13 protein-coding genes are annotated in these 24,094 nt (G+C 42.7%); 6 read left to right on the top strand and 7 right to left on the bottom strand.

The genetic code is table 11. The features are described 5' to 3' along the window. Positions 1–50: 50 nt before the first annotated feature. Positions 51–908 (top strand): hypothetical protein, encoded by an 858-nt coding sequence (locus tag HC246_RS07870; RefSeq protein WP_169362901.1) that lies wholly within the window; start codon positions 51–53, stop codon positions 906–908. On the opposite strand, the gene HC246_RS07875 is transcribed toward HC246_RS07870, so the two are convergent. The 5 genes from HC246_RS07875 to HC246_RS07895 all read right to left on the bottom strand — a co-directional run bounded on the left by HC246_RS07875 (position 883) and on the right by HC246_RS07895 (position 11,337). Further along, positions 883–5,976 (bottom strand): diguanylate cyclase domain-containing protein, encoded by a 5,094-nt coding sequence (locus HC246_RS07875; protein WP_169362902.1) that lies wholly within the window; start codon positions 5,974–5,976, stop codon positions 883–885. The two genes, HC246_RS07870 and HC246_RS07875, sit on opposite strands and share 26 nt — an antisense overlap. Before the next feature lie 406 nt (positions 5,977–6,382). Beyond that, positions 6,383–7,390, bottom strand: a complete 1,008-nt coding sequence (locus HC246_RS07880) for a ComEC/Rec2 family competence protein (protein ID WP_169362903.1) — start codon at positions 7,388–7,390, stop codon at positions 6,383–6,385. Continuing rightward, positions 7,368–8,069 carry a response regulator gene (locus HC246_RS07885; protein WP_169362904.1) on the bottom strand — a complete coding sequence of 234 codons (702 nt, stop codon included), beginning with the start codon at positions 8,067–8,069 and terminating at the stop codon, positions 7,368–7,370. The genes HC246_RS07880 and HC246_RS07885 overlap by 23 nt, the downstream gene beginning before the upstream one ends. Positions 8,070–8,080: 11 nt before the next feature. Next, the gene (locus HC246_RS07890; protein ID WP_169362905.1) at positions 8,081–10,195 is read right to left on the bottom strand and encodes an ATP-binding protein; all 2,115 of its coding nucleotides are present in this window, start codon (positions 10,193–10,195) and stop codon (positions 8,081–8,083) included. A 200-nt stretch (positions 10,196–10,395) separates the two neighbouring features. Further along, entirely contained in the window at positions 10,396–11,337 is a 942-nt protein-coding gene (locus HC246_RS07895; RefSeq protein WP_169362906.1) for a pentapeptide repeat-containing protein, read from the bottom strand. Between the two features lie 506 nt (positions 11,338–11,843). Here HC246_RS07895 and HC246_RS07900 point away from each other — a divergent pair. Continuing rightward, positions 11,844–14,894 carry a DUF4114 domain-containing protein gene (locus tag HC246_RS07900; RefSeq protein ID WP_169362907.1) on the top strand — a complete coding sequence of 1,017 codons (3,051 nt, stop codon included), beginning with the start codon at positions 11,844–11,846 and terminating at the stop codon, positions 14,892–14,894. 34 nt (positions 14,895–14,928) lie between these two features. On the opposite strand, the gene HC246_RS07905 is transcribed toward HC246_RS07900, so the two are convergent. After that, positions 14,929–15,900, bottom strand: coding sequence for a sensor domain-containing diguanylate cyclase (locus HC246_RS07905; protein WP_169362908.1), 972 nt, complete (start codon positions 15,898–15,900; stop codon positions 14,929–14,931). A gap of 177 nt (positions 15,901–16,077) precedes the next feature. Here HC246_RS07905 and HC246_RS07910 point away from each other — a divergent pair, with 177 nt between their 5' ends. The 4 genes from HC246_RS07910 (at position 16,078) to HC246_RS07925 (ending at position 23,010) form a co-directional block, all read left to right on the top strand. Continuing rightward, a complete protein-coding gene (locus HC246_RS07910; RefSeq protein ID WP_169362909.1) occupies positions 16,078–18,027 on the top strand; it encodes a D-alanyl-lipoteichoic acid biosynthesis protein DltD in 1,950 nt (649 codons plus the stop codon). 363 nt (positions 18,028–18,390) lie between these two features. Next, complete coding sequence (locus HC246_RS07915) at positions 18,391–20,403, top strand: GspE/PulE family protein (protein ID WP_169362910.1); 2,013 nt, start codon at positions 18,391–18,393, stop codon at positions 20,401–20,403. A gap of 180 nt (positions 20,404–20,583) precedes the next feature. Then, positions 20,584–21,738 carry a type IV pilus twitching motility protein PilT gene (locus HC246_RS07920; RefSeq protein WP_169364526.1) on the top strand — a complete coding sequence of 385 codons (1,155 nt, stop codon included), beginning with the start codon at positions 20,584–20,586 and terminating at the stop codon, positions 21,736–21,738. Between the two features lie 63 nt (positions 21,739–21,801). Further along, complete coding sequence (locus HC246_RS07925) at positions 21,802–23,010, top strand: type II secretion system F family protein (RefSeq protein WP_169362911.1); 1,209 nt, start codon at positions 21,802–21,804, stop codon at positions 23,008–23,010. 51 nt (positions 23,011–23,061) lie between these two features. On the opposite strand, the gene HC246_RS07930 is transcribed toward HC246_RS07925, so the two are convergent. Beyond that, positions 23,062–24,069 carry an aldo/keto reductase gene (locus tag HC246_RS07930; protein ID WP_169362912.1) on the bottom strand — a complete coding sequence of 336 codons (1,008 nt, stop codon included), beginning with the start codon at positions 24,067–24,069 and terminating at the stop codon, positions 23,062–23,064. Between the last annotated feature and the right edge of the window lie 25 nt (positions 24,070–24,094).

The raw sequence follows: 24,094 nt of genomic DNA on the forward strand, positions 1-24,094 counted from the left end.
GAGGCACGCGCAGAGCGCGTGCCTCCATAATTCTTAAGGAGAATGATGCTATGAATGATGTAATTACTGAGCAAGAGCTACTCAATAGTCTAAATGCCTACGCCAAAAGCTTTGGTGTACCTACTTCGCCTGAAGAAGTAATGGCGATCGCTAGTTCAATTGTCACATTTAAGCAAAAACAACTCGGTATTCCTGAAATATCACCGACTCAGGTTGAGTCTCTAGTACAGCAGGTATCTAGTCAATTTGATATCAATGCGATCGCCAATTCTGTTACAGATAATGCCACAGCAACCTTAGTGCAGGGCGTGAATCAATGGCAGCAGACCCTAGAGCATCAGGTATTGAATACCCTCAATGCCTATGTGCAGAAATTTCAGCCTGAGCAGATGCCCGATGTAGCTAAGACGATTTTATCGATTATTCCTTTAGTCGAGAACGCACAACTCCATCAGCTAGAAACTACATCATTAATTCAAAAGGTAGCATCACAATTTAAGTGGGAAAATGCTTTAGCGCAAGTTGTTGGCGATGATGCCTTGGCGATCGCCGATCAGTTAGCCAAGCTATTGCAATTTGGGGATATTGAGGAATTGGTGAAGCAAACCCTCATCGGCGATCATCAATTGCTTAATCAACCCCTAGATCAAATCACCGAATCTCTAGTTAATAGCAAACTTGCGGAAATCCTTGGCAATAATGCAATTCATATTGATCTAGATACGCAGCAACTAATGGTGAAACAGGTGACTTTTAAGTTGAATGTGATGGCATCTTCGCCTGCGGCTGCGAAGAGCGATCAGGAAATCGCTCAACAGATAGATGATGAAACCACAAGGTTTCAAGCAAGTCGTCAAGAAAATCTGAACTTTAATAATCTTTTCAATCAACCCAAGTCGGGGAATTGAAAATATAGCGATCGCGTCCCTGTTGTTTAGCTGCGTACAAAGCTTCATCAGCAGTGGAGATGAGCATCTCAGGAGAGCGATCTGACGAGGGAATGACGGAGGTAATCCCTAAACTGATCGAAACAATTTCACTTACCTCTGAGCGCTCGTGGGGAATGGCTCTAGCACGTAGGGACTTTTGAATGCGCTCGGCGATCGCGATCGCCCCCTTGCGATCGGTATTAGGCAAAATAATCACAAACTCTTCACCACCGTAACGCGCTACAAGATCGGCAGACCGACTACTTCCCTCCTTGGCGGCCTGAGCAACTTGAATCAAACAAGCATCTCCCGCCTGATGCCCATAGCAATCGTTATAGCGTTTGAAATAATCCACATCAAATAAAATTAGCGAGAGCGGCAATTGTTCGCGTTTGAGGCGATGCCATTCTTGATCTAACTGTTGATCGAAGTAACGACGATTAGCTACTTGCGTAAGTCCATCTAATGTGGCTAATCGATATAGTTCTTCATTGGCACATTGCAGTTCGGCGGTACGTTCCTCGACCTTCTGCTCTAGGGTATAGGTATACTGCACCTTCTCCGCATAGAGTTGAGCGTTGGTAATAGCGATCGCTGCCTGACCACTGATTAATTGCAAGAATTCAATGTGGTTACTCTTGAAGGCAGCGATCGTCACTTGATTCTCCATGTAAACTACGCCCACTAAATTCCCCTGATTGATGAGGGGATAGCAGATAATCGACATGGGCTGCACCGATTGGATATAAGGATCTTGAGTGAAGTCACCAATAAGGGTGGCATAGTCAAGGACAACACTTGCTTGACTGCGGGTCACATAATACAAAACTGACTCGGGTAAGACCTGATTCAGCGCTTGCTTTGGAAAAATGTTTGCATGATCACCACTAATATAAATGGCGATCGCTAAGTTCTCAGCAGGATCTACAGGGGACTCTATGGGCAGTAGCAAACAACCCGTTTGCGCTCCTGCATTTTTTAGGAGAATTCGCATTAAGGTTTGAACGAGGTCTTCGAGGACAATTTCACTAGCGATCGCTCGCGAGGCTTTCATCACTGTAGCCAAATCAAGATCGGCTCCAGAATTTCTACCGCCCTGTGTATTTAACGTATTCAAGGTCGTATGGGGGAAGCGTGAGGAGGAATTACTTACGGGCATATGTAATAACTGTGGATATTGGCTATCCAGCAGTTTGACCTTAGCGATCGCCCCCCAACGCAAATAGGCATGACGCGCTTCCATCATGTAGGTTCGTGCGATCGTTAACCTGTTCCAGTTCCGATAGAAATTAGCTGCAAGCTCGTTGGCTAAAGCTTCCTCTTGGAGGTATTGATTTTGTCTTGCTCCTGCGATCGCTAGATCGTAAAGTTCCATCGCCTGTTCTTTCTGCTCTAGTACGCGACAGATTTCTGCCTCGACTAGTTGCCACTTGTGCAAGTGATTCATCGGAGCATGATCTGCCCAAAACTTTAACTGAGACTGATTATCTTGAATGCGTTGATATTGGCTTTTTAAACCAACTTCAGAATTGCCGATCGTCGCTAACAAAATTAAAGAGTCATAGAAGTAGAAGTTAGCTTTGCAAATAATCCCCACAATTGAGGTAACGTAGGATCTGGCTTGGGTAATATCGTTATTTGCATCAATTAGTTCTTCCATTAAAAATCGTAAGAAAGCACGATGTAAATAGAAGAGAAATAATCGTAGCCAACTGTTTGCGGCTAGAGATTCGGCAATTAATTTTTCTGTTTGGGTAGTTTGAGCAAAATGCTCTTCCACCTTATTGGGATTGCCTAGCAAAGCAGCTATGGCAGCCTTAATGATTTCGCAATAGTTCGCATTAGTAATCTGCTTAAGATGATGTAACTGTTGTCCATAGGTATGAACTGTCGTTTCTATTTCTCTAAAAGGGAGTCCACTCCAGAAAGCATTAATACAATATCCATAGCCACAATAGCCCGTATGTTCAAATTTTCCTGTTTCTAATCCAGTTTGATAGCCTTCCTGAAGGATAGGCAAGGTTTCGTGAAGATGGAACTGTCGATGGTGTAGAAATAGCCCAATCGGGGCAAAGGTTTCCGAACGAATATCTTTGGCTTCGGGTTTAGAAGCAAGATGATAAGCAAGGCGGCTAAACTTTACTGCGGCATCAATATCTTGCAAACTGATAATCAGAAAAACTCCATAGGCTGCATAGCTAAAAGCAGAGCTATGACTATTGCCATATTGAATTGATAACCGCACCTGTAAGGTCATCACCAAGGGATAGATCGGTGCGCTGAGAATATGGCAGGCAGGAATCGTCATCGCCGCAATCTGAGTCATCGCCAGAGCTTTGGGTTCTCGCATCACAGGCAAATCACCTAAATCAGCAATTATGCGATTACCGATTAAATCTTTGATCTGTTGAATCGCCTGTAGCCTTAATTCGGAAGTAATCACTTCTGGGATTTGCACTCCTAGTTTTTGGAGAATTGATTGGGAAATGGCGATCGCATCAGCAAATTGATTCTGAAAGGTTAAAGCTTGAATTTTGATAGTGTAAGCAGGTACTTGCTCAATGATGCTTTTAGCGTGATGAATGATCGTATTCACGTACAAATCCATGCGCTCAAATTGGTTACATAGAGAGGCAGTTTCGGCGGCAAGCTCATGTAACTGTAAAGTCATCGCATAATGCTCTTGCCAACAAGATGAACTGTCCAGCAAGCCTAGTCCAATTTCAGCATATTCATAGGCGGCTTGATAGGCGGTTGCTAACTTGGCTTTGCGACTGGCTAAGAGATTGAGTTGGGCTAAGCGATCACGTTCAGGTTGATTAGTGATTAAGGCAATACCATCATTGAGATGTTTAACTAGCGTAAAAATCTGTTCGGATTGGGTTGCCTCTGACCAATGTTGCAGCAATAACTGACCAATGCGATAGTGGGTGGAATTGCGCTCCTGTTCTGGGATGAGGGCATAGGCGGCTTGCTGAATGCGATCATGTCCGAATTGATAATCTTGAATGAGGATATTGTCATCAAAGGGCGATCGCGCGATCGCAAATCCCTGTTTGATGGCAAGTTTGAGATCCTCGAAGATAGCCTGTGAAGGGCGATTTTGGACTAGTGAGAGGGTGCTGAGATCAAACTCTGTGCCTAAATAAGCCGCAATCGATAGGACTTCCTGCACAGACTTGGGGAGTTTCTGCAATTGCCCGACCATCAGTTCCACCACATTATCGGTGAAACCCATTTGCTCAATTTTGTCTAATTCCCAAACCCATTCCCTAAAACTATAATTAAAACTCAGTAAGTTCTCATTGTAGAGAGTTTTGAGAAACTGATTAATAAAAAAAGGATTGCCTTCAGTTTTGCGGATGACTAATTCGGCTAAACCTTTGATATTGAGAGTCGGTTGATGCAATGTCTCGGCAATCAATTGCTCGATTTGCTCAATTGTCAATGGTGCTATCGTAATCCGTTCTACATTGATTCCTTTATCCTGTAGTTGATTAATTATTAAAGTCAGGGGATGACCTGCTGACACTTCATTATCACGATAGGCGGCGATTACTAATAGATTTTGAATTTGGCGATCGCCTAACAGACGTTCTAATAATTCTAGAGTCGCAAGATCCGCTCTCTGCATATCATCGAGAAATAGCACCAAGGGATGTTCGGGGCTACAAAACACTTGGATAAATTGTTGAAATACTAGATGAAAGCGGTTTTTAGTTTCAGCCGCGCCTAACATCGGTAAGGGAGGCTGAGCACCGATGATCAATTCCAGATCAGGAATGATATCTGTGATCACTTTGCCATTGCTCCCCAAGGAGACTACTAAGCGATCGCGATATTGTTGCAGTAATGCCTCCGATTCCCCTAGTACTTGTTTGACTAACTCCGCTAAGGCATGAACTAAAGCTGAGTAAGGAATATTGCGTTGAAACTGATCGAACTTGCCCGTAATAAAATAGCCTCGTTTCGCGGTAATCGGTTGATATAGCGATCGCACAACTGCTGATTTACCAATGCCAGAATAACCTGTGACCAATACCAATTCAGCATTATGGCTATCCTCATCTACTTCTAACGCTGGCGTAGCAACCCGTTCAAATGATGATAGGAGAAGATTGATTTCCCGTTTACGCCCATAGAGTTTTTGAGGGATCTGGAATTGATCGGGAATATCGAGCCGCCCTAATGTAAATCTTGCGATCGTGCCTGTTCTTTCCCACTGCGCCCAACATTCTTCTAAATCAGCCTTTAATCCCCATGCACTTTGATAGCGATCTTCGGCATTTTTCGCCATGAGCTTATTGACTATTTCCACCAGCATTAAGGGAATCTGTCCTTTTTTAACCTCTAATAAGGAGTCTGGCTGTTTGGCAATATGGCAATAAACTAGCTCGATCGGCTCGCAACTTTGAAAAGGTAATCGTCCTGTCAATAATTCATAGAAGGTTACCCCTAATGAATAAAAATCAGTGCGATAGTCTAGCGATCGGTTCATCCGCCCAGTTTGTTCGGGTGAAAGGTAGGGCAAGGTTCCTTCTAGAGAATTTGGAGATTGCAGTACGGGGTTTTCTCGGCTGAGTTGGGTAGAGATGCCGAGGTCAATCAGTTTAAGTACTTTGGTTTCGAGATTAAAAGCGATATTGGCAGGATTAATATCTTTATGGATAATTGATTGGCTATGGAGTTGTCCTAGGGCGTTAGACAGCTTGAAAGCTAGCGTAAAAAAGAGATCTAGTGGTAAACCCTGAGGATATTGCTTTAATAATTGAGAAAGAGAAATACCGCCAAAGTCTTCAAAAACAATTACGAGGGTTCGTTGCCATTCTTCTAAGCCAAAGGCTCTGATTACTTTGGGTAGTTGTAGTTGATGTGTGAGATGATATTCCTGCCGATAACGACGAATTTGTTCTGGGGTTGGATATTCTGTTTTTAAAACTTTGAGGATTACTGATTGACCATCTTCTATATGTCGAGCACTATAAACTTGTGAGCTTTCACCATCATAGATTTGCGTTAATTCTTCGTATTTAGAAAGAATGGTCATAGCGATCGCTTGAAAGACAGTTTAAATATACCTATAAGTAATAACAATAATATTAGTTATAGCGATTACCTTATTTAGTATTCCCTAAAATCTTCACCGATAAAAACATTTCACAAAAGCACCATACAGATTTCTTTTCAAATTAATTTCTGCGTTTTTAGCTTTGCTAATTTAGAATAAGCATATTCTGGTTTCAATGCTTCTATCTATCTAATTCACGAGGAATAACGAATAGACTGCTCGCAAAAATCTAACTCTGTTTTATAGATTCAGAAATGCTAATTTTATATATGTTATATGTCTATCTTTTTGATAAAAGCACAGATTTTTTTATGCTTTATGTACCGATGAGGAGCAATACTTAGAGATATCGACACAAGCAAAAATTTATTTGGTGTAGTAAATTTTACTTATTAGGTATGCATAAAGCAGAGATCACTCTTTCTTTCACAAATTGCTTGTGCTTAGAACTTGGAGAATAATTAGTTTCAGTTTCACTCAAATTGATGACAACTGTTCCACCACAGCAGTGTTTATCGTCTCGTCCTTTTGATGGCAGTGTGTTTAAGTGAGTAGGAGTAGTTGATAATATCTCAGGAGAACAAGTCTTTGCAAGTTGAGTACACATAATATGCACATTAGGCAGTGTATCAATTACAGACTTTACAATTTCTTGACGAGGATAATGTGGTTCTTCATTCCTTCTACCAGTTGAGAAGACTACTAGTTTTGGATTGACTTGCTGACATAGTTTTGAAGTAAAATCTTGATTAGCTTTTGTGCTGCCAGATCCTGTGTTTCCGCCGTGATGTGGAAAAATGAGAACGTCAGATTCAATCTTAGAAATATTATTGAGTAAATTCTCTAATCCTATCTGATCAATATCGCCTGCAAGTAGAGCTACACCACGAGATTTATAAACTAACCGAATAACCGCTGACACCGAGTTAGATGATAAAGTTCTTCCTTTCAAATCTTTACCACCTGAATAGCCCATAATATCTTTGTTTGGAGAAAGGACTTCTACTCTAACTTCACCCACATCTAACATTCCTGTCATATCTGTATCTAGATAATTGTGGCTTACATTGCCACGTGTTTGCGCGTCTTTAATTGCTAAACGCATTGCCATAAAAACCTGACTATCTTTTATAGTGTCAGGATTAATATGAATATGCTTTACTGTGATTGATTCGTCTGCAAGCAAATCAATAAATCCCTTAAAGTGATCTTGATCAGCATGAGAAATCATGATGCGATCAATTTGCGAAATCCCAATATGACGAAGTGTTTGAATCAATGTGTCACCATGGGCACAGTCAATAACGATATTACCCTCAGTATCCTGAAGAATTGAGCAGTTTCCGTGAGCAACATCTAAAACAAATAGTCTAGGCAAGTCCGTCATTGTCATCTAACTCTGGTGCTACTTCAAATTTTGTAAAGTAAAGATCATCTGCTTTGTCTGCCCCTGTATTAACACAAGCAATTAACCAAGTATCCTCTTTTTGTTTAAGACGAGATTCTATATTAGGGAAAATTTCTTCTGGTATCAGTGACACTGGAAAGCTAACTGCATGGTAAGGGTTCCAACTAGGAACAAAAGCATCTACAAGACCATTACTAATGTTAACGATATGGATAAATGTTCTATGAGGTCGGCGTGACGACGACATAATATTTTGAAACTCTTGAGAGCAAGTTTCAAGACCTTTTTTGATTTTATTACCAATAGTATCTATATCGTATAGATCAATTAACTCTTCCCGTTTCAAGACAATAGGGATTTTATCCCTATATTTACGAATAGAATCATTAATATCTTGATCAGTATATTGAGTTATTAGAAGAAATGGAAGTTTATTTTGATAAAGTGAAGGCATCAATTCAGCCCCTGTAAATTGAGCTAAACCATGATCAGAAAGTCGGTGATCGCATATAGCAGCTTGAGCATTGTTTTTGATATATTGAACTAATTCATCAATTTCATCAAATGAATTCTCAACTATAAAAGTTTCAAACCCAACTAGTTCAAGAGTCTCAGCTAATGTCTCTCTCGACCTATATTCATCATCTATGATCGCGATTTTCATAATAAACTATCCTATTTTAAAGGTAATTGGACAATAAACTCGGCTCCACCTAATTGACCATTGGCTATCACACTAATTTGCCCTCCTAAATCTATAACTGAGTCTTTTGCTATTTTTAATCCTAATCCAGTACCTGAACGTGTGGTGGTTTTGCCAGCTAGCCAGATTTCATCTATTGTTAGCCCTTGAATACCCAACGCATTATCCATGACTCTTAGCCAAATAAATTCTTCATTTGATTCCGTTCGGATTACAATCTTCCTATTTTGAATAGGTGCATTTTTTTCATTAAAAGCATTAATTGAATTAGTAATTAGATTTATTAAAATCGCCTCTACAAGAGCCGTACTTCCCCTCAAATTAAGTTCACTATCGACTCTATCTAGCTCAATAGTAGTATTGGAACTTTCGAGAAAAGGATCAAACAAGCTAATTACATCGTTAATCACTTGATGTATCTCAACACTCCTTCTAGATCGTTTTTCTTTTTTTAATAGATATATTGGATATTTGGCAAAGCTCTGAACTGAACCAGCCAATTTTTGGATGGTTGTGAAAGTTTTTGCAAAATATTTGACATATATTTCATTTTCTATATATTTCTGCATTTTTGCATTTAAAATACCAACTTGTCCTTTCAACGTATTAATTTCTCTACCTGACTCATGGGCAAAAATAGCAGCAGTAGTCCCTGCTGTTGCTAAACTGCGATATAGTTGTAACTCTACATTTAGAATATCAACCTCCTCTTCTCTAATGTTGTCATAACCTTTGAATGCCAATAATGTCTCTTCTTGAGGTTTTGGTTCTAGAATATAAGTCGTAATAATATCCTCAATATTTTTCTTTGCTTCAGCAATTTTGGGCTTTATTTCTCTTTTTACTTGTTCCTGTTTTACTTCTACTGTTTGTAAGCGAAAATCTGCAACCCATTCGAGCGTATTCATTGCAAATTGCTGCAAATTGAGAAATGTCTCATTTTCTAGAAATCCAAGACGGTCTGTTTTTTGTAACAACTGACTATTTGAATCTTCGGCAATAACCCTACCAATAACAGTGCTATTTGAAGGACGAACTTGAGGATTACGTGATCGCGAAAAATTGATTTTTAGCCAGTCATCTCCTTTATCTCCATAAGGGGCTACTCTCAATCCTCGATGGTACAGATGTACACCACCAACAGCTTCTAACCAGTGTCGAATTTTGGGAAGATGATGACGATCAAGAGGAGAAAAACTTTGTGGGTTCAACTGAAAGATCCATAACTCAAAATCGACAGGTACAGATTTTAGATAAGGGCTATCAGTAGAAAACTTTTCTTCATCTAATGCTCGCTCAGCTATATCTATTTGTTTTCGATGCTTACTAATGTCATAATGTGATGCTGAAGCAACAAGTGCGCCTTTGCGGTCAAACAAATTAGCTAAAGCATATCCATTTTCATCAAGTGAAGCTTTAAGAAAGAATTCAGCATCATCAAAGAACTGCTCATTGACTTGCCTTTCTATATCTGTGAACCCAGTACCAATCAGTCTAGGTCGAAATGATATATTGGTCTCAAAAGGATCGGCTAATAGTAACAGACCTCTAGCAAGTCTATTAATCTCTAGTTTGCCAATTTTCACCTTCAAGTTACTAATGATAATTGTTGTGCCATGTCCTAATTCTGTTTGCCTTATATTTGGTGATAGAGACACATCTTCAACAGAATCAACAGTATCAAAATCATTCCAGCAAACACTGACAATATACTCTATATTTGGTTTACTTTTAGGGCGTGTTGTAAGTTCTACATGGCTTCCATGACGCAACGCAGCTAACCTTCCTAGACCTTTAGAGCCAACTCGCAAACGATTATGAACTGGTGTGCGATCGCTAGCTCCCTCTTTCTCCGATTTACCAATAACGAACCAGCCGCTTTGAAGAGTTTCAAGATCCATCCCCATACCGTTATCAGAGATAACAATGCTACCACCGATCTCCTCGGTATTAAATAACTCGATCTCACATACTGTGGCATCTGCATCATAGGAGTTTTTAACTAGCTCCAAGATTCCCTGATCAGGGTTAGGAATTAGTTCTTCTCCTAGCCTGCTAAGGATACTTGGAGAAAATTTGAAATGCATATGGTCTTAATTATGATACAAAGCAATGCTTAGATCTCAAGTATAAATGAAATTTTGTGTTTAGATCATTGCTATGTCCCAACAGATTATCAAATTGTCCTTTATGTAATCCTTTTATTATCTTTTGATTCCATACAGTTAGAACACACCTAAGAAAATTGATAATCTTTTAATTTATTTGCATCCAAAAATCGCAATTATCAAACTTTGCTTTGCAGAGTAATGGAAACAGCAGTATTACTAAAATCTGCACCTGCCAAAATCGCATCATGGAAATTCACTCCCTGCAAATTTGCGCCAGCAAAGTTCACACCTCCCAAATTCGCCGCCGTAAAATTTGCATCTTCCAAATCCGCACCACTGAGATCTGCACCCATCAATAAAGCATCCGTGAAATTTGACTTTTGTAAACAAGCCTCACTCATCATTGCCCCCGCTAAATTTGCCCCCACAAACCGAGTCTCGATCGCTGATAACTCACATAAATCCGCCAGCATTAATTTGGCATTAGTAAAGTCCGCACCACTCAAATTTGCCCCATTGAGTTTTGCACTCACCAAATTCATCAGCCGAAAGTTCCGCTTACCGACGGAATACATATAGAGAACCTCCTGACTGCGATTGCTAAATAGATTACCCAACCGAGGCATCTCGCCTTGATTTTGTTCTAAAGCGATCGCATCGGTAGCTTCACTCATGAGATTGAGCAGAGGATTTTGAGTTAGTTCCGTCATAGTGATATCACAATCAGGTAGAGCTTCGGCAATGCGATCAAGTCGTTGGGAAACCGCTTGACGTTGAGATACTAACTCTTGAATTTGCTGATCCAGCTTGCCTAGATATTGCTTCACCATCTGCTGAAAAGTTGCATAGGGAATAGTTTGCGATGCTTGTAAGTCTAGTAATTGTTTGATTTCCTCAAGGGATAGCCCAAAGGCTTTAGCACTTTGAATAAATAACAATCGCTCTAACGCATCAGCCGCATAAAGACGATAACCCTGTGGCGATCGCAATGGTTTGAGCAACAATCCCAAACGTTCGTAATAGCGAATCGTTGCTGTAGGAATTTCGACTAAACGGCTTAGCTCCCCGATCAACCAACCACGAACATTAATAACTTGATCGCCTTCGCTGGGTTCCATAATTTTACGGAATGCATTTTCTAGTCAAAATTGTAACGCCGAAATCAACATAGATTGATCAAGTTAGGGACTTGCGGATAAAAAATGTCCCACCAAAGTTATCTAGCTTCGACTTCGCTCAGCTAATGTTCGACTTCGCTCAGCTAATGTTCGACTTCGCTCAGTTAACGTTGGCTGAGCGAAGTCGAAGCCACAGGCACTTTAATTAATATAGCAATGTAAGTTTTGCTTAGGACATAAAACCGAAGAAGAGGAGTTGCGGCGCTTCGCGCCGCAACTCCTCTTCTTCAGTTTTGTTTTGTACTAGCTAACTCTTTTTTTGCTATATCGATTGATAAGTTTTTTTTATAGGAATTTTGGTTTTGTCCATCTTGACCTTGAAGCTAGCTGCAAGTCCTAACCTATGAGTCATGGGATAACTAATCGCCCAAAAACTAAGTCCTCCCAAGGGAATAGGAAGTCAAGAACAAGTTAACAGTTGGTTGTAAGTTAAAGGTAATAAGGTCATGGCAGCACAAGGGACATTCACAGTAGGGGCAACGGGCAAACTCAGCTTTGATTTTTTATTTGATGGTGGCAAGTTTCAAGGGGAACTCGCGGTATTTAGTCTAAAGGGAATGGAAAACCTAGAGGTTGGCTCAGCCGCATTTATCCAAGAAGCGACTCGTCGCGCCCTGACTAACTCTACTCAAGGCAGAATATTAGTTTCTGATGGTTCTGAAGGTGCAAAGTTTAGTGCTCAATTAGACTGGGAAGATAACTTTAATAGTGGCACATACAAAGGTATAAAAAACTTCTCCATGCAGGCAGGCGATCAAGTCGCTTTCATGTTAATTCCTAATGGAACCGTTAACCAAACTTTTGGTAGTTTAACTAATAGTTTAGAACTAGTTAGCGATCGCGTGCCTCTATTTTCCATTAGTGCCGCTAATCCTGATAGCAGTACACAATTTACGCAAGTCGAGGGAATCGAAGGCAGAGGCAATGTCTTTGCCATGGAAGATGTCCGCCTCAAGAATGGCTCCGACTATGACTATAACGATCTAGTCTTTCAATTAACTGGTGCTCAAGGTAATGGGATTCTCGCAGTCGATGATGTGAGCGCAGTTACCAAAGATTGGATCGATAATGCGATCGGTAAGCAAATTACGGATTATGCTAGCCGTTCGACCTTTAACTCTGGAGTATTTCGCGTTGATGATTCTGGTCAAGTAGGTGTGGACTATCTCTATGATGGTGGCTGGTATCAGGGCGAAATGGCAATCTTTAGCCTCAAAGGAATGGAAGGCTTACAGGTTGATTCCTATGAATTTGCCCAAGAAGCTACCCGTCGTGCCTTGAGCGATTCTACCCTAGGTCATATCGTGATTCAGGATCGCAATGAAGGTTCCAAATACAATGCTAAATTTGCATGGGAAGATAACTTCAGTGCTGGAGCCTATAAGGGAGTTAAAACCTATGCGATGAATGCAGGTGAAGACTTTGCGGTAATGCTAATCCAGAATAGTACCGTGCAAGAACTTGCCTATGATGTGACCAAAATGTGGTCTGGCAATCGCTTACCGATCTATTCAATTCCTCAAGCAAATATCGGTGCACCAAGCAACATTCGTCAAATCGTTGATGTGACAGGTAAAGGCGACACCTTTGGCATGGAAGATGTGCGTACCGATTGGGGCACGATGTCGGACAAGGATTACAACGATATGGTCTTCCGCTTCACAGGTGCGAAGGGTGTTGCATCCTCAATGGACAATGATGTTAATAGCGATCGCGATTGGCGTAAGTCCTCGGTAGGGCAAGAACTACTTCAATATGCCACACGTCCAGAATATAGTGGCGGTATTTTCGATACAGGAGAAACGGGTAAGGTTCGCATTGACTATCTCCATGATGGTGGTTGGTATCAAGGTGAATTAGCAATTTTCAGCCTTGATGGGATGGATAACCTCAAAGCTGGTTCCACAGAATTCATTCAAGAAGCAGCACGTCGGGCTTTAAGTGAATCTAATCTTGGACATGTAGTTATTAAGGATCAAACTGATGCCGCAAAATTCTCCGATCAAGTGGCGTGGGAAGCGAACTTCAACTCTGGCACATACAAGGGCGCGCAAACCTTTGACATGGCTCCCCGTGGTCACTTTGCCTTTATGCTGGTGCAGAACAATACAATATCGGCGATCGCCAATGATATAAGCATCATTAATCAAACTGGCAACTTGCCGATGTTCTCAATTCCAGAAGCAAATCCCTTTGGAACAGCCTTCGGACAAATGGTTAATGTCGATGGCAAAAACACCTATGCCTTTGAAGATAATCGTTTAGACTTGCCCAATATTTCCGATCGCGACTATAACGACATCGTGATTCAAGTCAAGGGAGCAACCAGTGACGTACCTTTGATGAATAATTTGGTCAATCCTGAACGTGACTGGCGTACCTCTGATGGGGGCAAAGAATTACTTGCCTATGCCAACCGTGCCGAATATGACAAAGGCGTGATTAACGCTGGCTCAACTGGCAAGATCGAAGTGGAATTCCTCTACGATGGTGGTGCTTATAAAGGTGATGTCGGTATTTTCAGCCTTGATGGCATGGATGCATATGCTGCGGGTTCTACTGCGTTCATTGCTGAGGCTGCTCGACGTGTTGCGAGTAATTCCACTCAAGGTTATGTCATCGTGTCTGATAATACCGATGCTGCAAAGTTCACCAGTGGACTTGATTGGGAATCAAACTATAATTCTGGTATTTATAAGGGAACGAGAACCCTCAATCTTGCACCTAATGCTTCTTATGGTGTGTTCCAAGTTCCCAATGGCACAATCAGCGAAGTGATAGCAAATCCAGCAATTGATGGCACTAAGCGTCCTTTGTTCTCCATGCTCGATAACAATCCTAGCCGCAGTTTCCAAATGGGCAAAACCGATGTCGGCAATGGTTCATTTGTGCTCTCCATTGAAGATCAGCGTCTTGATGGCGTAAGCGATCGCGATTACAACGATATTATCTTCCGCGTTAAAGGCGATGCTGCGATCAGTGCCGATACCCTCGATCGCGTGATGGCAGCTAACAAAGATTGGCGATCGACTGAAATGGGGCAAACCCTGCTCAACTACGCAAGCAATCCCTCTGCTACTACCAATTCTCAATTTCTCTTTGGCTTTAGCTGGAGTGATACTTTGCAAGGAACCGATGCCAATGAATATATTTCTGGCGGTGCTGGCAACGATATCCTCATCGGTGGCAAGGGAAATGACATCCTTGTCGGTGGTGCAGGTAATGACACATTCCTGTTTAACAATATCAATCAGGCAGGTGATACAGTCCTCGATTTCGCTACTGGTGATGCCATTAATCTCAAGGGTGTACTGAGTTCCATCAACTACCAAGGCTCTAATGCAATCGCTGATGGATTTGTCCGATTCCAGCAACTTGGTACAAACACGGTTGTCCAAGTCTCTCCCGACGGATTAGGCAATGCCAATAACTTGGTCAATTTGGTAACTGTTAACAATACCAATATCAATGCGGTCAGTAATAGCCTCATTTTCTAAACAAGAAGAAGTTCTCGCAAAGCGAAAACTTCTTCTAATTGCCTGATTTACGCTTCATTTGCTTTTGGGCATACATCAAGCGATCGCCATCTTGCAAAAGATCATCAATGGATTGATGGCGATGAGGATCGAACTCCACCATGCCGACACTGCACTGGATATCATAACCACGCGCTTCCCTTTGATTAAAATCGGTACGGATTTGATCAAGGCGTTTGAGGACTAGCTGACCATCTGTCTGATCGGCATTGGTCAATAGGGCAACAAACTCATCGCCACCTAACCGACCAATGACATCTGACTCCCGAAAAGTCTCTTGCAAAATTTTACTGAACCCAATCAAGGCGCGATCGCCTTCGGCATGTCCATAGCGATCGTTAATTTCCTTGAAGAAATCCAAATCAAAGAAAAATAGTGATGCAGTCCTATTCAACCGCTTACATAGATTGAGTGCATGGGTAGACAGGGCTTTAAACCCGCGCCGATTGGAGATTTGAGTTAGTTCATCAATAGTAGCAAGATGGATGGCGGCTAGCTCCTGTTCAGCTAAATGCCCCAAATCACGCAATAGCTCTTGCTCTTCATCATTGAGGGTTCGAGGTTGGCGATCAATGAGACATAGCGTACCGACTTTACTGCCATTTGCCACAACGAGGGGAACCCCAGCATAGAAGCGAATTCTTGGCTCATCCGTCACTAAAGGATTGTCATAAAATCGCTCATCAAGGGTGGCATCAGGAATCATTAAAATATCATTTTCGAGGATCGCGTGACCGCAAAAGGAAATATTTCTGGCTGTTTCTTTTACCTCTAAGCCAATGCAGGACTTAAACCATTGACGATTAACATCAATCAAACTAACTAAGGCAATTGGCACTGCAAATAATCGCTTAGCTAGCCTAGTAAGACGATCAAAACGCTCTTCTGACGGTGTATCAAGAATATTTAGCGATCGCAGGGTATCAATGCGAATAGATTCATTTTGAGGATAGTTGGGTTCTTGCATAGAAACCTAATAACTTTTTATACCGTCGTGAATTCGCCGTGCTAACCTTATAGCAAAATTTTCATCCTGCTGACCTCTCTATATCCAATGGAAATAACATCCTTAGATGCAAATCCAATATCAACGGACGCAAGTTCAGATTTACCTAGTGTAAACACAAGTTTGACTATAAGTCGATTGAGTAAAATTACTGATCAGAGTCCAGAGTCAGATGCCGATTTGGGAAGGGAATCAGCAGCAGCGATCGCTTTGCCCGAAAGTCTATCAGGGCTGAAATTTTCGCATACGAAGCAAAAGGGGGATTGCTTATATATTTATAGTCAAGATCCTGAAGTGGGATGTGCCACCCAAATTTTAGAGGCGATCGCCCCAAGTACTCAGGATTTAGAGGGTTCAGTTTTATTTGCCGAAGGAATTCGGCGGCTCAAGTTACATGGCAAGGCATGGGCTTTGGGGGTGGACTTACCGATCGCACCATCAGCGATCGTGGCGGCTGAGGTAATCGCCGCTTTACTAACGGTCTTTCAGTCAGATCCAAAACTCGCGCAAACTAAGCTCAAGTTACTTTTGCAAAACAATTGCCTCAATTTATTATGTGAGACTCGCACTAGTCTTTTGCAGGCTGAAGTAGCTCTGCCCATGTTGAATACCTTACGCAAGGTCAAAGCATCAGAATATTTTCAGTCAGTCACCGTATCGAGTCGGATTCTGGGTCAAAAAAAGCCGAGTTGGTCATTTGAGATCGATTTATTAGCGATCGGCACGGCTGATTCCAATCCTGATATACAAGAGAATTTAGTAACAGAGTCCCCCGACCTCATCGCTAGTCAAAGCGAAGATGTTGAGCTGAGTCCTTGGCAGCGATTAATAGGCTATCTAGGCGATCGCTTTATGGCAGCTACCAAGATAGTTGGTCACACTTCCCCACAAATGCCTTCCGTCACTGTCTGTGTAGCGAGTATAGCGATCGGGATTGGGGCAACTGTAGCGATCGATCGCACCCTCAATCATTATGCTCAGCCCCAAGAGCAAACAAAGTTAGTCATCGCCGATTCTAAGATCAATCTGCAAGAAAATCCTCCAGATAAAGGCATTACCAACAAACCTGCGCTGAATTTTAATATCGCGTTATTTAATGAAAAATTGGCTTTGCTAGATTGGCAGATCACCAACAAAAAGCGATCGCCTGATGTGCTAATCGTCGGTAGTTCGAGAGCATTACGGGGCGTAGAACCAAACATTCTCGAAAAAGAATTAGTTAATAGAGGTTACAAGGGAGCCAGTGTTTTTAATCTGGGTATTGATGGGGCAACTGCCAAGGTCGTCAATTTGCAAGTCACCCAAATCCTTTCCCGTCCCCAACTTCCCCGCATGATTATTTGGGCAGATGGTCTCAGAGCTTTTAATAGCAGTCGTAGCGACATTACCTATGACGAAATCACCGCTTCCACAGGCTATAAGCAATTGCAGGAAACCTTAAAAAATAATGGGATCAATCCCGAACCACAGTCGCCCAATATTGCCACTAAACCCGAAAACCCTCTCAACCAAGTTTTTAATGGCATTTTTGCGACCACGGCAAACCGTCAAGAGGTGAGAACTTCTGTTGTCAAAGGCTTTGATCGCAATACCCATATGCTGAGCAACAGTGAAGCCTTGATTGCCGCAACAATGCCAAGTACAGCTACTGCCCTTGATTCCAAAGGATTTGTTGCCTTCGATGTCACTTTTGATCCCAAAACCTATTTCCAGAAATTTCCCCAAGTACCCGGGGACTACGATCTCGACTATCGCAATTTCGAGACCACTGGTTCCCAGTTTGATGCCTTTGCCAATGTCGTCGATTTTTGCCGCCGCAATAATATTGAGCTTTTGGTGGTGAATATGCCCTTACATAACACTTACCTTGATGCGATTCGCACCCGCTATGAAGCGACTTTTAACAGCAGAATGCAGGAACTTGCTCTGCGAGAAGGCTTTACCTATCTCGATATTTCCCAAGCAATCCAAAATCAAGCAGAACTTTTTTCTGATCCGAGTCACTTAAATCAAAAAGGTGCGATCGCGATCGCACAAATGCTCGTCCAGCATCCCAAAATCCGTTGGCAATCTCTCAGAAAACCATAGCAAACCCTCTCTACAAAATAGCAATCCTAAATGGTGCGCTTCCACAAACCCCAAAATCTACAAATGATTTAGGGCTGCTATATCTTGATGAGAAAACTCGATGTTTTGTAAAAACTATGAAACAGTTATGGTATTTTTGCCCCATATAGTTATGTAAAAAGTTATGATCGCCTATGATCGCCTTACATGGCTTTGTGATCAATTGGAAATGAAGGTTTTTGGCAATATTTCTTTACAATCTTGGAAATAAATCTCCATAAACGATCTATAAATTTCTAAAGAAATATCCCCAATAAATATCTACAATTCTAGGCGATCGTAAACTTATTACTTGGGTAATGAAATCTTAGGAACTCTTGGGCTATGAATACATCAGATCAAGCGCCATCCACCGCCGCCAGCAGAAACAGAACCAAAGCTCTTGCCAAACGAGGAGGTCGTACTCCCTTTGAGAGCAAACTAATTCAAGCAGGACATGCTACCTCCGACCAGTTCGATCGCGCTGTCAAGGATAGCCAAGAACAGAACGTTCCATTTCTCAACGCCCTAGAGCAAATTTTGGGGCAGCAACTCGCCCCCGACATTACCCGCTACTACAAGCGCCAGCAACTTTTTGAACTACGTGTTCTTTATGGCATTGAGCCAATTGATCCCGATGTTGAAGTTGATAAATTTGACATCCCCACCCTCAGTGCCCTACTCGACTCCAATATCCTCCCCATCTCCAGTTGCCGCGACTGTGAGATGCTGCCGCTAATTAAAACTGAAAATAGCATTACCCTTGCCGTAGTTGCCCCCGATAGTTATAAAGTCCAAAATGAGATCGCCCGCCTGCTCAAAAATATCACCGTAATTAGGCGCGTGATTGCTCGTGAAGATTTCCACCATATATTTGACGGCATTGTCCAGTTTCAAGTCAACAAGAGTGCCAAGGCTGAAGGAGCCATCAGTGACGAAGATCTCCAAGTCAAGGATGATGTCTTTGGCGAAGATATATCTGATGCGGATGAAGGTGATGAACTCATGGTTGGCGGTGAAAACTCCGCCCCAATTATCAGCCTCGTCGATAAAATTCTTGTCAAAGCACTCAAGGAAGGATGTTCAGACATCCACATCGAGCCACAGGAAAAAGACCTATGTATCCGCCTGCGGAAAGATGGCGTTCTCCGTGAATACTTCTTCCTTAGTGATAACAAGCGTTTACCTAAGAACATTATCAATGCAGTAATCTCCCGCTTCAAGATTATCTCTAACCTCAACATTGCGGAAAAACGGGTTCCCCAAGATGGCAAACTCAAGCGTAATTTCCAAGGTCGTCGTGTAGACTTTCGCGTCAATACTTGCCCTACTCAAAATGGTGAGAAAGTCTGTCTGCGGATTCTGGATAACTCCAATACCCAACTTGGGCTCGATAAGTTAATCAGTGATCCCGAAAGTTTAGAACTGATGCAAAGTTTTGCCAAACGTCCCTATGGATTGATCCTTGTTACAGGTCCTACGGGTTCAGGCAAAACAACCACCCTATACTCAACCCTCGCTGAATGTAACGACCCTGGTATTAACATCAGTACCGCCGAAGATCCCGTTGAATATAACTTGCCTGGACTGACCCAATGTCAAGTTTTGCGTGAAAAGGGGATGACCTTTGCGAGTATTCTCCGAGCATTCCTGCGCCAAGATCCTGACGTAATCCTCGTGGGTGAAACCCGTGACGCAGAAACAGCCAAAACTGCGATCGAGGCAGCGCTGACAGGTCACTTAGTACTGACCACCCTCCATACTAACGACGCGCCTAGTTGTATTGCCCGTCTTGAAGAAATGGGTGTCGAGCCATTTATGGCAAGTACCGCCATCATTGGTGTACTCGCCCAGCGTTTATTGCGCCGTGTCTGTGACAACTGCCGCATCCCCTACAATCCATCCCAAGAAGAACTCGATCGCTTTGGATTACCCAGTAGCGATCTTGAAAAGACCTTCTACCGCGCCAACATTGTTAACCGTGATGCCATGCTTCCCGGTCAGCGTGTATGCCCTAAATGTAACGGCTCTGGCTATAAAGGTCGTGCAGGGGTCTATGAAATCATGAAGATGACCGAGCGTCTGCAAAGCGCGATTAACAAGGGAGCTACTACCGAAGTCATCAAGGAAATTGCTGTGCAAGAAGGCATGAAAACCCTGATGGCATATGCCTTTGATCTCGTCAGACTAGGTACAACCACCCTTGATGAAGTATTGCGCGTGGTTTATACCGATAAAGGTAGAGAAGCCGAAGAACGCGCTCGTCGCGGTAAAGGGCTGGAGTGCGACAACTGTGATGCGATGCTCACGCCCGAAACCGTTGAATGTCCGTACTGCACTACACCTAGAACCTTCTAAATATTTAGCGGTGAAAAGCTTTTAGTAGTTACTTTCACCGCTAAGAATCTTTTAGATAATTATTTGAGACACTTGTTGAGAAATTGTTGGGATAACTTGGGTAAAGCGCAAGTTTTAAACAAGATACAGGGAATTATGCAACTTATTAGGATTTGATCAGGAGAATTATTCGCTATGGTAATGGACTATATCATCGAAGACTTGATGGAAGAAGTGGTAGAGCGCAAGGGCTCAGACTTACATATTTCCGCAGGGCTTCCACCTTACATTCGTATTAATGGTCACCTCACCCGCACTGATCGCGATCCCCTTACACCAGAAGAATGTCAGCGATTGATCTTCGCGATGTTAAATAATAATCAGCGCAAAACCCTTGAGCAAACTTGGGAATTGGACTGTTCTTACGGTGTAAAAGGATTAGCTAGATTTCGGGTGAATGTGTATAAGGATCGGGGAACCATTGCGGCTTGCCTGCGGGCGCTATCTTCCAAGATTCCTGATATGGATGATCTCAACCTACCGCCTATTGTGCGTGAACTTAGCGAAAAGCCACGGGGACTAGTACTGGTAACAGGACCCACAGGTTCGGGGAAAACCACCACTCTCGCAGCAATGATCCAAACGATCAACAAAACTCGTGCAGAACATATCCTTACAGTCGAAGATCCGATTGAGTTTGTATATGAATCTGTCAAGAGTGTGATTCACCAACGTCAGGTGGGGGAAGATACAAAAACCTTTGCGAATGCTTTGAAAGCAGCCTTACGTGAGGATCCTGATGTCATCCTTGTAGGAGAAATGCGCGATTTAGAAACAATTCAGCTCGCAGTATCTGCTGCGGAAACAGGACATCTCGTATTTGGAACGTTGCATACTAGCTCCGCATCTCAAACCGTAGACCGTATTGTTGATGTATTTCCCCCAGAGCAGCAAGGACAAATTCGCGTACAGCTTTCCAACTCCCTCGTAGCAGTATTGAGCCAAACCCTTATCCCTCGTCATAATCCTCAACCTGGACAGTTTGGACGGGTAATGGCACAGGAAATCATGGTAGTTACACCTGCGATCGCTAACCTCATTCGTGAAGGTAAGACAGCCCAAATGTATGGCTTTATCCAAACAGGTGGTAAAGACTCTATGCAGACCCTTGAATCGATATTAGCCAAGTTATATCTGGATGGAGATATCACCTTTGAAGCGGCGATGTCTAAAACTTCACGTCCTGAAGAATTACTACGGGTAGTTGGACCTAACCCTGCACCTGTAATGAAACGCAAAGCTACAGGAGATATACGATCGCAAGATATGGTGCGTTCAAAGTCAATTAATGGTTAGTTTTTGCTTGTTGAGTATTTCTATCTATTTCAACCTGTAATTTCTTTATAAAGAGGTGTCATCATGGCAAAGTTTCAAGCCAATTTAAAGGACTCTAAGGGCAAATCTGTACAGCAAACCATGGTTGCCGAAACCCTCAAAGAAGCTCGTGATACTTGGAGACAAAAAGGCTTTGTTATTCAAGAAATCAAAGAGGTAAAGAGCGGTTTTAGTTTTTCTGGCATTACCATGAAAAAGGTAACGGTCAAGGATTTAGCGTTGTTTTCACGACAATTAGCTACCTTGGTCAATGCAGGGGTATCAATGGTACGTGGTTTGGGGGTCATGGTTGATCAATGTTCCAATCCTCGGCTAAAAATCGCCCTCACGGAAGTACTTGATGATGTACAGCAAGGTACTAACTTTTCCGATGCGCTGCGGAAGCACCCCAAGGTTTTTGACAAACTATATTGTGCAATGGTGCAAGCAGGGGAAACGGGTGGTGTGCTGGATGATGTATTAGCCCGTCTAGCGACATTGCTTGAGGACTCGGCACGTTTAACTAACCAAATTAAGTCAGCAATGACCTACCCGATTGTAGTTACTTCGATCGCGGTGATTATCTTCTTAGCGATGTGTATTTTCATCATTCCTATTTTCGATGGTGTATTTAAGAGCTTAGGTGGTGAGTTACCTGCATTTACGCAAATATTGGTCAATATCAGTAACTTCTTAAAGAGTCCCTCGGTTTTGATTTTGCCGATTACTTTCTTTGGATTGGGTTTTGCTTACAATCGCGTGTATGCAACCCCTGCGGGGAAGCTCTATTTTGATGGTCTGTTCTTGAAATTGCCTTTGTTTGGTGATCTCGTCGTCAAAACTGCGGTTGCTCGATTTGCACGGACGTTTGGTTCACTCTCCCGTGCAGGTGTACCAATTTTGGCTTCACTGGAAATTACTGCCGAGACAGCAGGTAATCTGGTGATCTCGAATGCGATCGAGTCCGCTAGAAATGCGGTGCGAGAAGGTGGTCAAATTGCGCCTGCGATGGAAAAAACGGAAGTATTTCCTGTAATGGCTTTGCAAATGGTCAGCATTGGTGAAGAAACTGGGGAAATCGACAAGATGTTGATGAAGGTGGCTGACTTCTATGAAAATGAAGTTGAGGAAGCGGTCAAAGCACTGACAAGTTTAATGGAACCTTTGATGATTGTGGTATTAGGCGGCATGGTTGGTTCGATTATCGTCGGGATGTACTTACCGATCTTCTCGATTATGGACAAAATCAAGTAATCATAAATCTTTCCAAAAAAGGGGGTGCTAAGCACCCCCTTTTTTTGGGCACTAGCGTCCAGTCATTTGCTCCAACTTTTCGGGATATCTAGCTCCTTGCACCGTGATCTTTGAAGCGGTGGCATCAATATCACGCAGATCGTCGGGAGTGAGTTCGATAGAGATAGCTCCGATGTTTTCGTCCAAGCGATGTAACTTTGTAGTTCCTGGAATCGGCACGATCCAAGGTTTCTGCGCTAGTAGCCAAGCGATCGCAATCTGAGCGGGTGTCGCCTGTTTCTTTTCTGCGATGCTGCCGAGCAAATCAATCAAGGCTTGATTCGCCTTGAGAGCCTCAGTTGTGAAGCGAGGTAGGGTGCTGCGGAAGTCGGAACTATCGAAGGTCGTTTTTTCATCCATCTTACCTGTGAGAAAGCCTTTACCTAGTGGGCTATAGGGAACAAAGCCAATGCCAAGTTCCTCAAGGGTCGGTATCACTTCCTGCTCAGGAGTCCTCGTCCACAGCGAGTATTCACTCTGGAGCGCAGTGATTGGCTGGACTGCGTGGGCACGACGGATTGTTTGCACACCTGCTTCAGAGAGTCCAAAATGCTTCACCTTACCTTCTTGAATTAGTTCTTTCACCGCTCCCGCCACGTCTTCAATGGGAACGTTTGGGTCAACTCGGTGCTGATAAAGTAGGTCGATCACCTCAACCTTAAGTCGTTTGAGTGAACCATCTACAGCTAGCTTAATGTTTTCTGGGTGGCTGTTCAGTTTGGGCGCACCATTCATCCCACGAGGATCGGAATTAGGACTGAGATCAAATCCAAATTTAGTGGCAATGACCACTTGCTCACGGAATGGAGCGAGGGCTTCGCCCACAAGCTCTTCATTCAAGTACGGGCCATAGACCTCGGCGGTGTCAAAGAATGTAATACCGCGATCGATAGCAGCCCCAAGCAAAGTGGTCATCTCCTGCGTGTCTTTAGGCGGGCCATAGGAAAAGCTCATTCCCATACAGCCTAGCCCGATCGCCGATACTTCTAAGTTGCTTTTTCCAAGTATACGTTTTTGCATGATACTTCTCCTTTATTCGTTTTTA

It is taken from the genome of Pseudanabaena yagii GIHE-NHR1, assembly GCF_012863495.1.
In the GTDB taxonomy this organism is placed as follows: Bacteria; Cyanobacteriota; Cyanobacteriia; order Pseudanabaenales; family Pseudanabaenaceae; genus Pseudanabaena; species Pseudanabaena yagii.

What these genes read in the sequence shown, in the direction of transcription:
- HC246_RS07870 (WP_169362901.1), top strand. Translation starts at nt 51, where the DNA reads ATGAATGATGTAATTACTGAGCAAGAGCTACTCAATAGTCTAAATGCC.
- HC246_RS07875 (WP_169362902.1), bottom strand. Translation starts at nt 5,976, where the DNA reads ATGACCATTCTTTCTAAATACGAAGAATTAACGCAAATCTATGATGGT.
- HC246_RS07880 (WP_169362903.1), bottom strand. Translation starts at nt 7,390, where the DNA reads ATGACAATGACGGACTTGCCTAGACTATTTGTTTTAGATGTTGCTCAC.
- HC246_RS07885 (WP_169362904.1), bottom strand. Translation starts at nt 8,069, where the DNA reads ATGAAAATCGCGATCATAGATGATGAATATAGGTCGAGAGAGACATTA.
- HC246_RS07890 (WP_169362905.1), bottom strand. Translation starts at nt 10,195, where the DNA reads ATGCATTTCAAATTTTCTCCAAGTATCCTTAGCAGGCTAGGAGAAGAA.
- HC246_RS07895 (WP_169362906.1), bottom strand. Translation starts at nt 11,337, where the DNA reads ATGGAACCCAGCGAAGGCGATCAAGTTATTAATGTTCGTGGTTGGTTG.
- HC246_RS07900 (WP_169362907.1), top strand. Translation starts at nt 11,844, where the DNA reads ATGGCAGCACAAGGGACATTCACAGTAGGGGCAACGGGCAAACTCAGC.
- HC246_RS07905 (WP_169362908.1), bottom strand. Translation starts at nt 15,900, where the DNA reads ATGCAAGAACCCAACTATCCTCAAAATGAATCTATTCGCATTGATACC.
- HC246_RS07915 (WP_169362910.1), top strand. Translation starts at nt 18,391, where the DNA reads ATGAATACATCAGATCAAGCGCCATCCACCGCCGCCAGCAGAAACAGA.
- HC246_RS07920 (WP_169364526.1), top strand. Translation starts at nt 20,584, where the DNA reads ATGGACTATATCATCGAAGACTTGATGGAAGAAGTGGTAGAGCGCAAG.
- HC246_RS07925 (WP_169362911.1), top strand. Translation starts at nt 21,802, where the DNA reads ATGGCAAAGTTTCAAGCCAATTTAAAGGACTCTAAGGGCAAATCTGTA.
- HC246_RS07930 (WP_169362912.1), bottom strand. Translation starts at nt 24,069, where the DNA reads ATGCAAAAACGTATACTTGGAAAAAGCAACTTAGAAGTATCGGCGATC.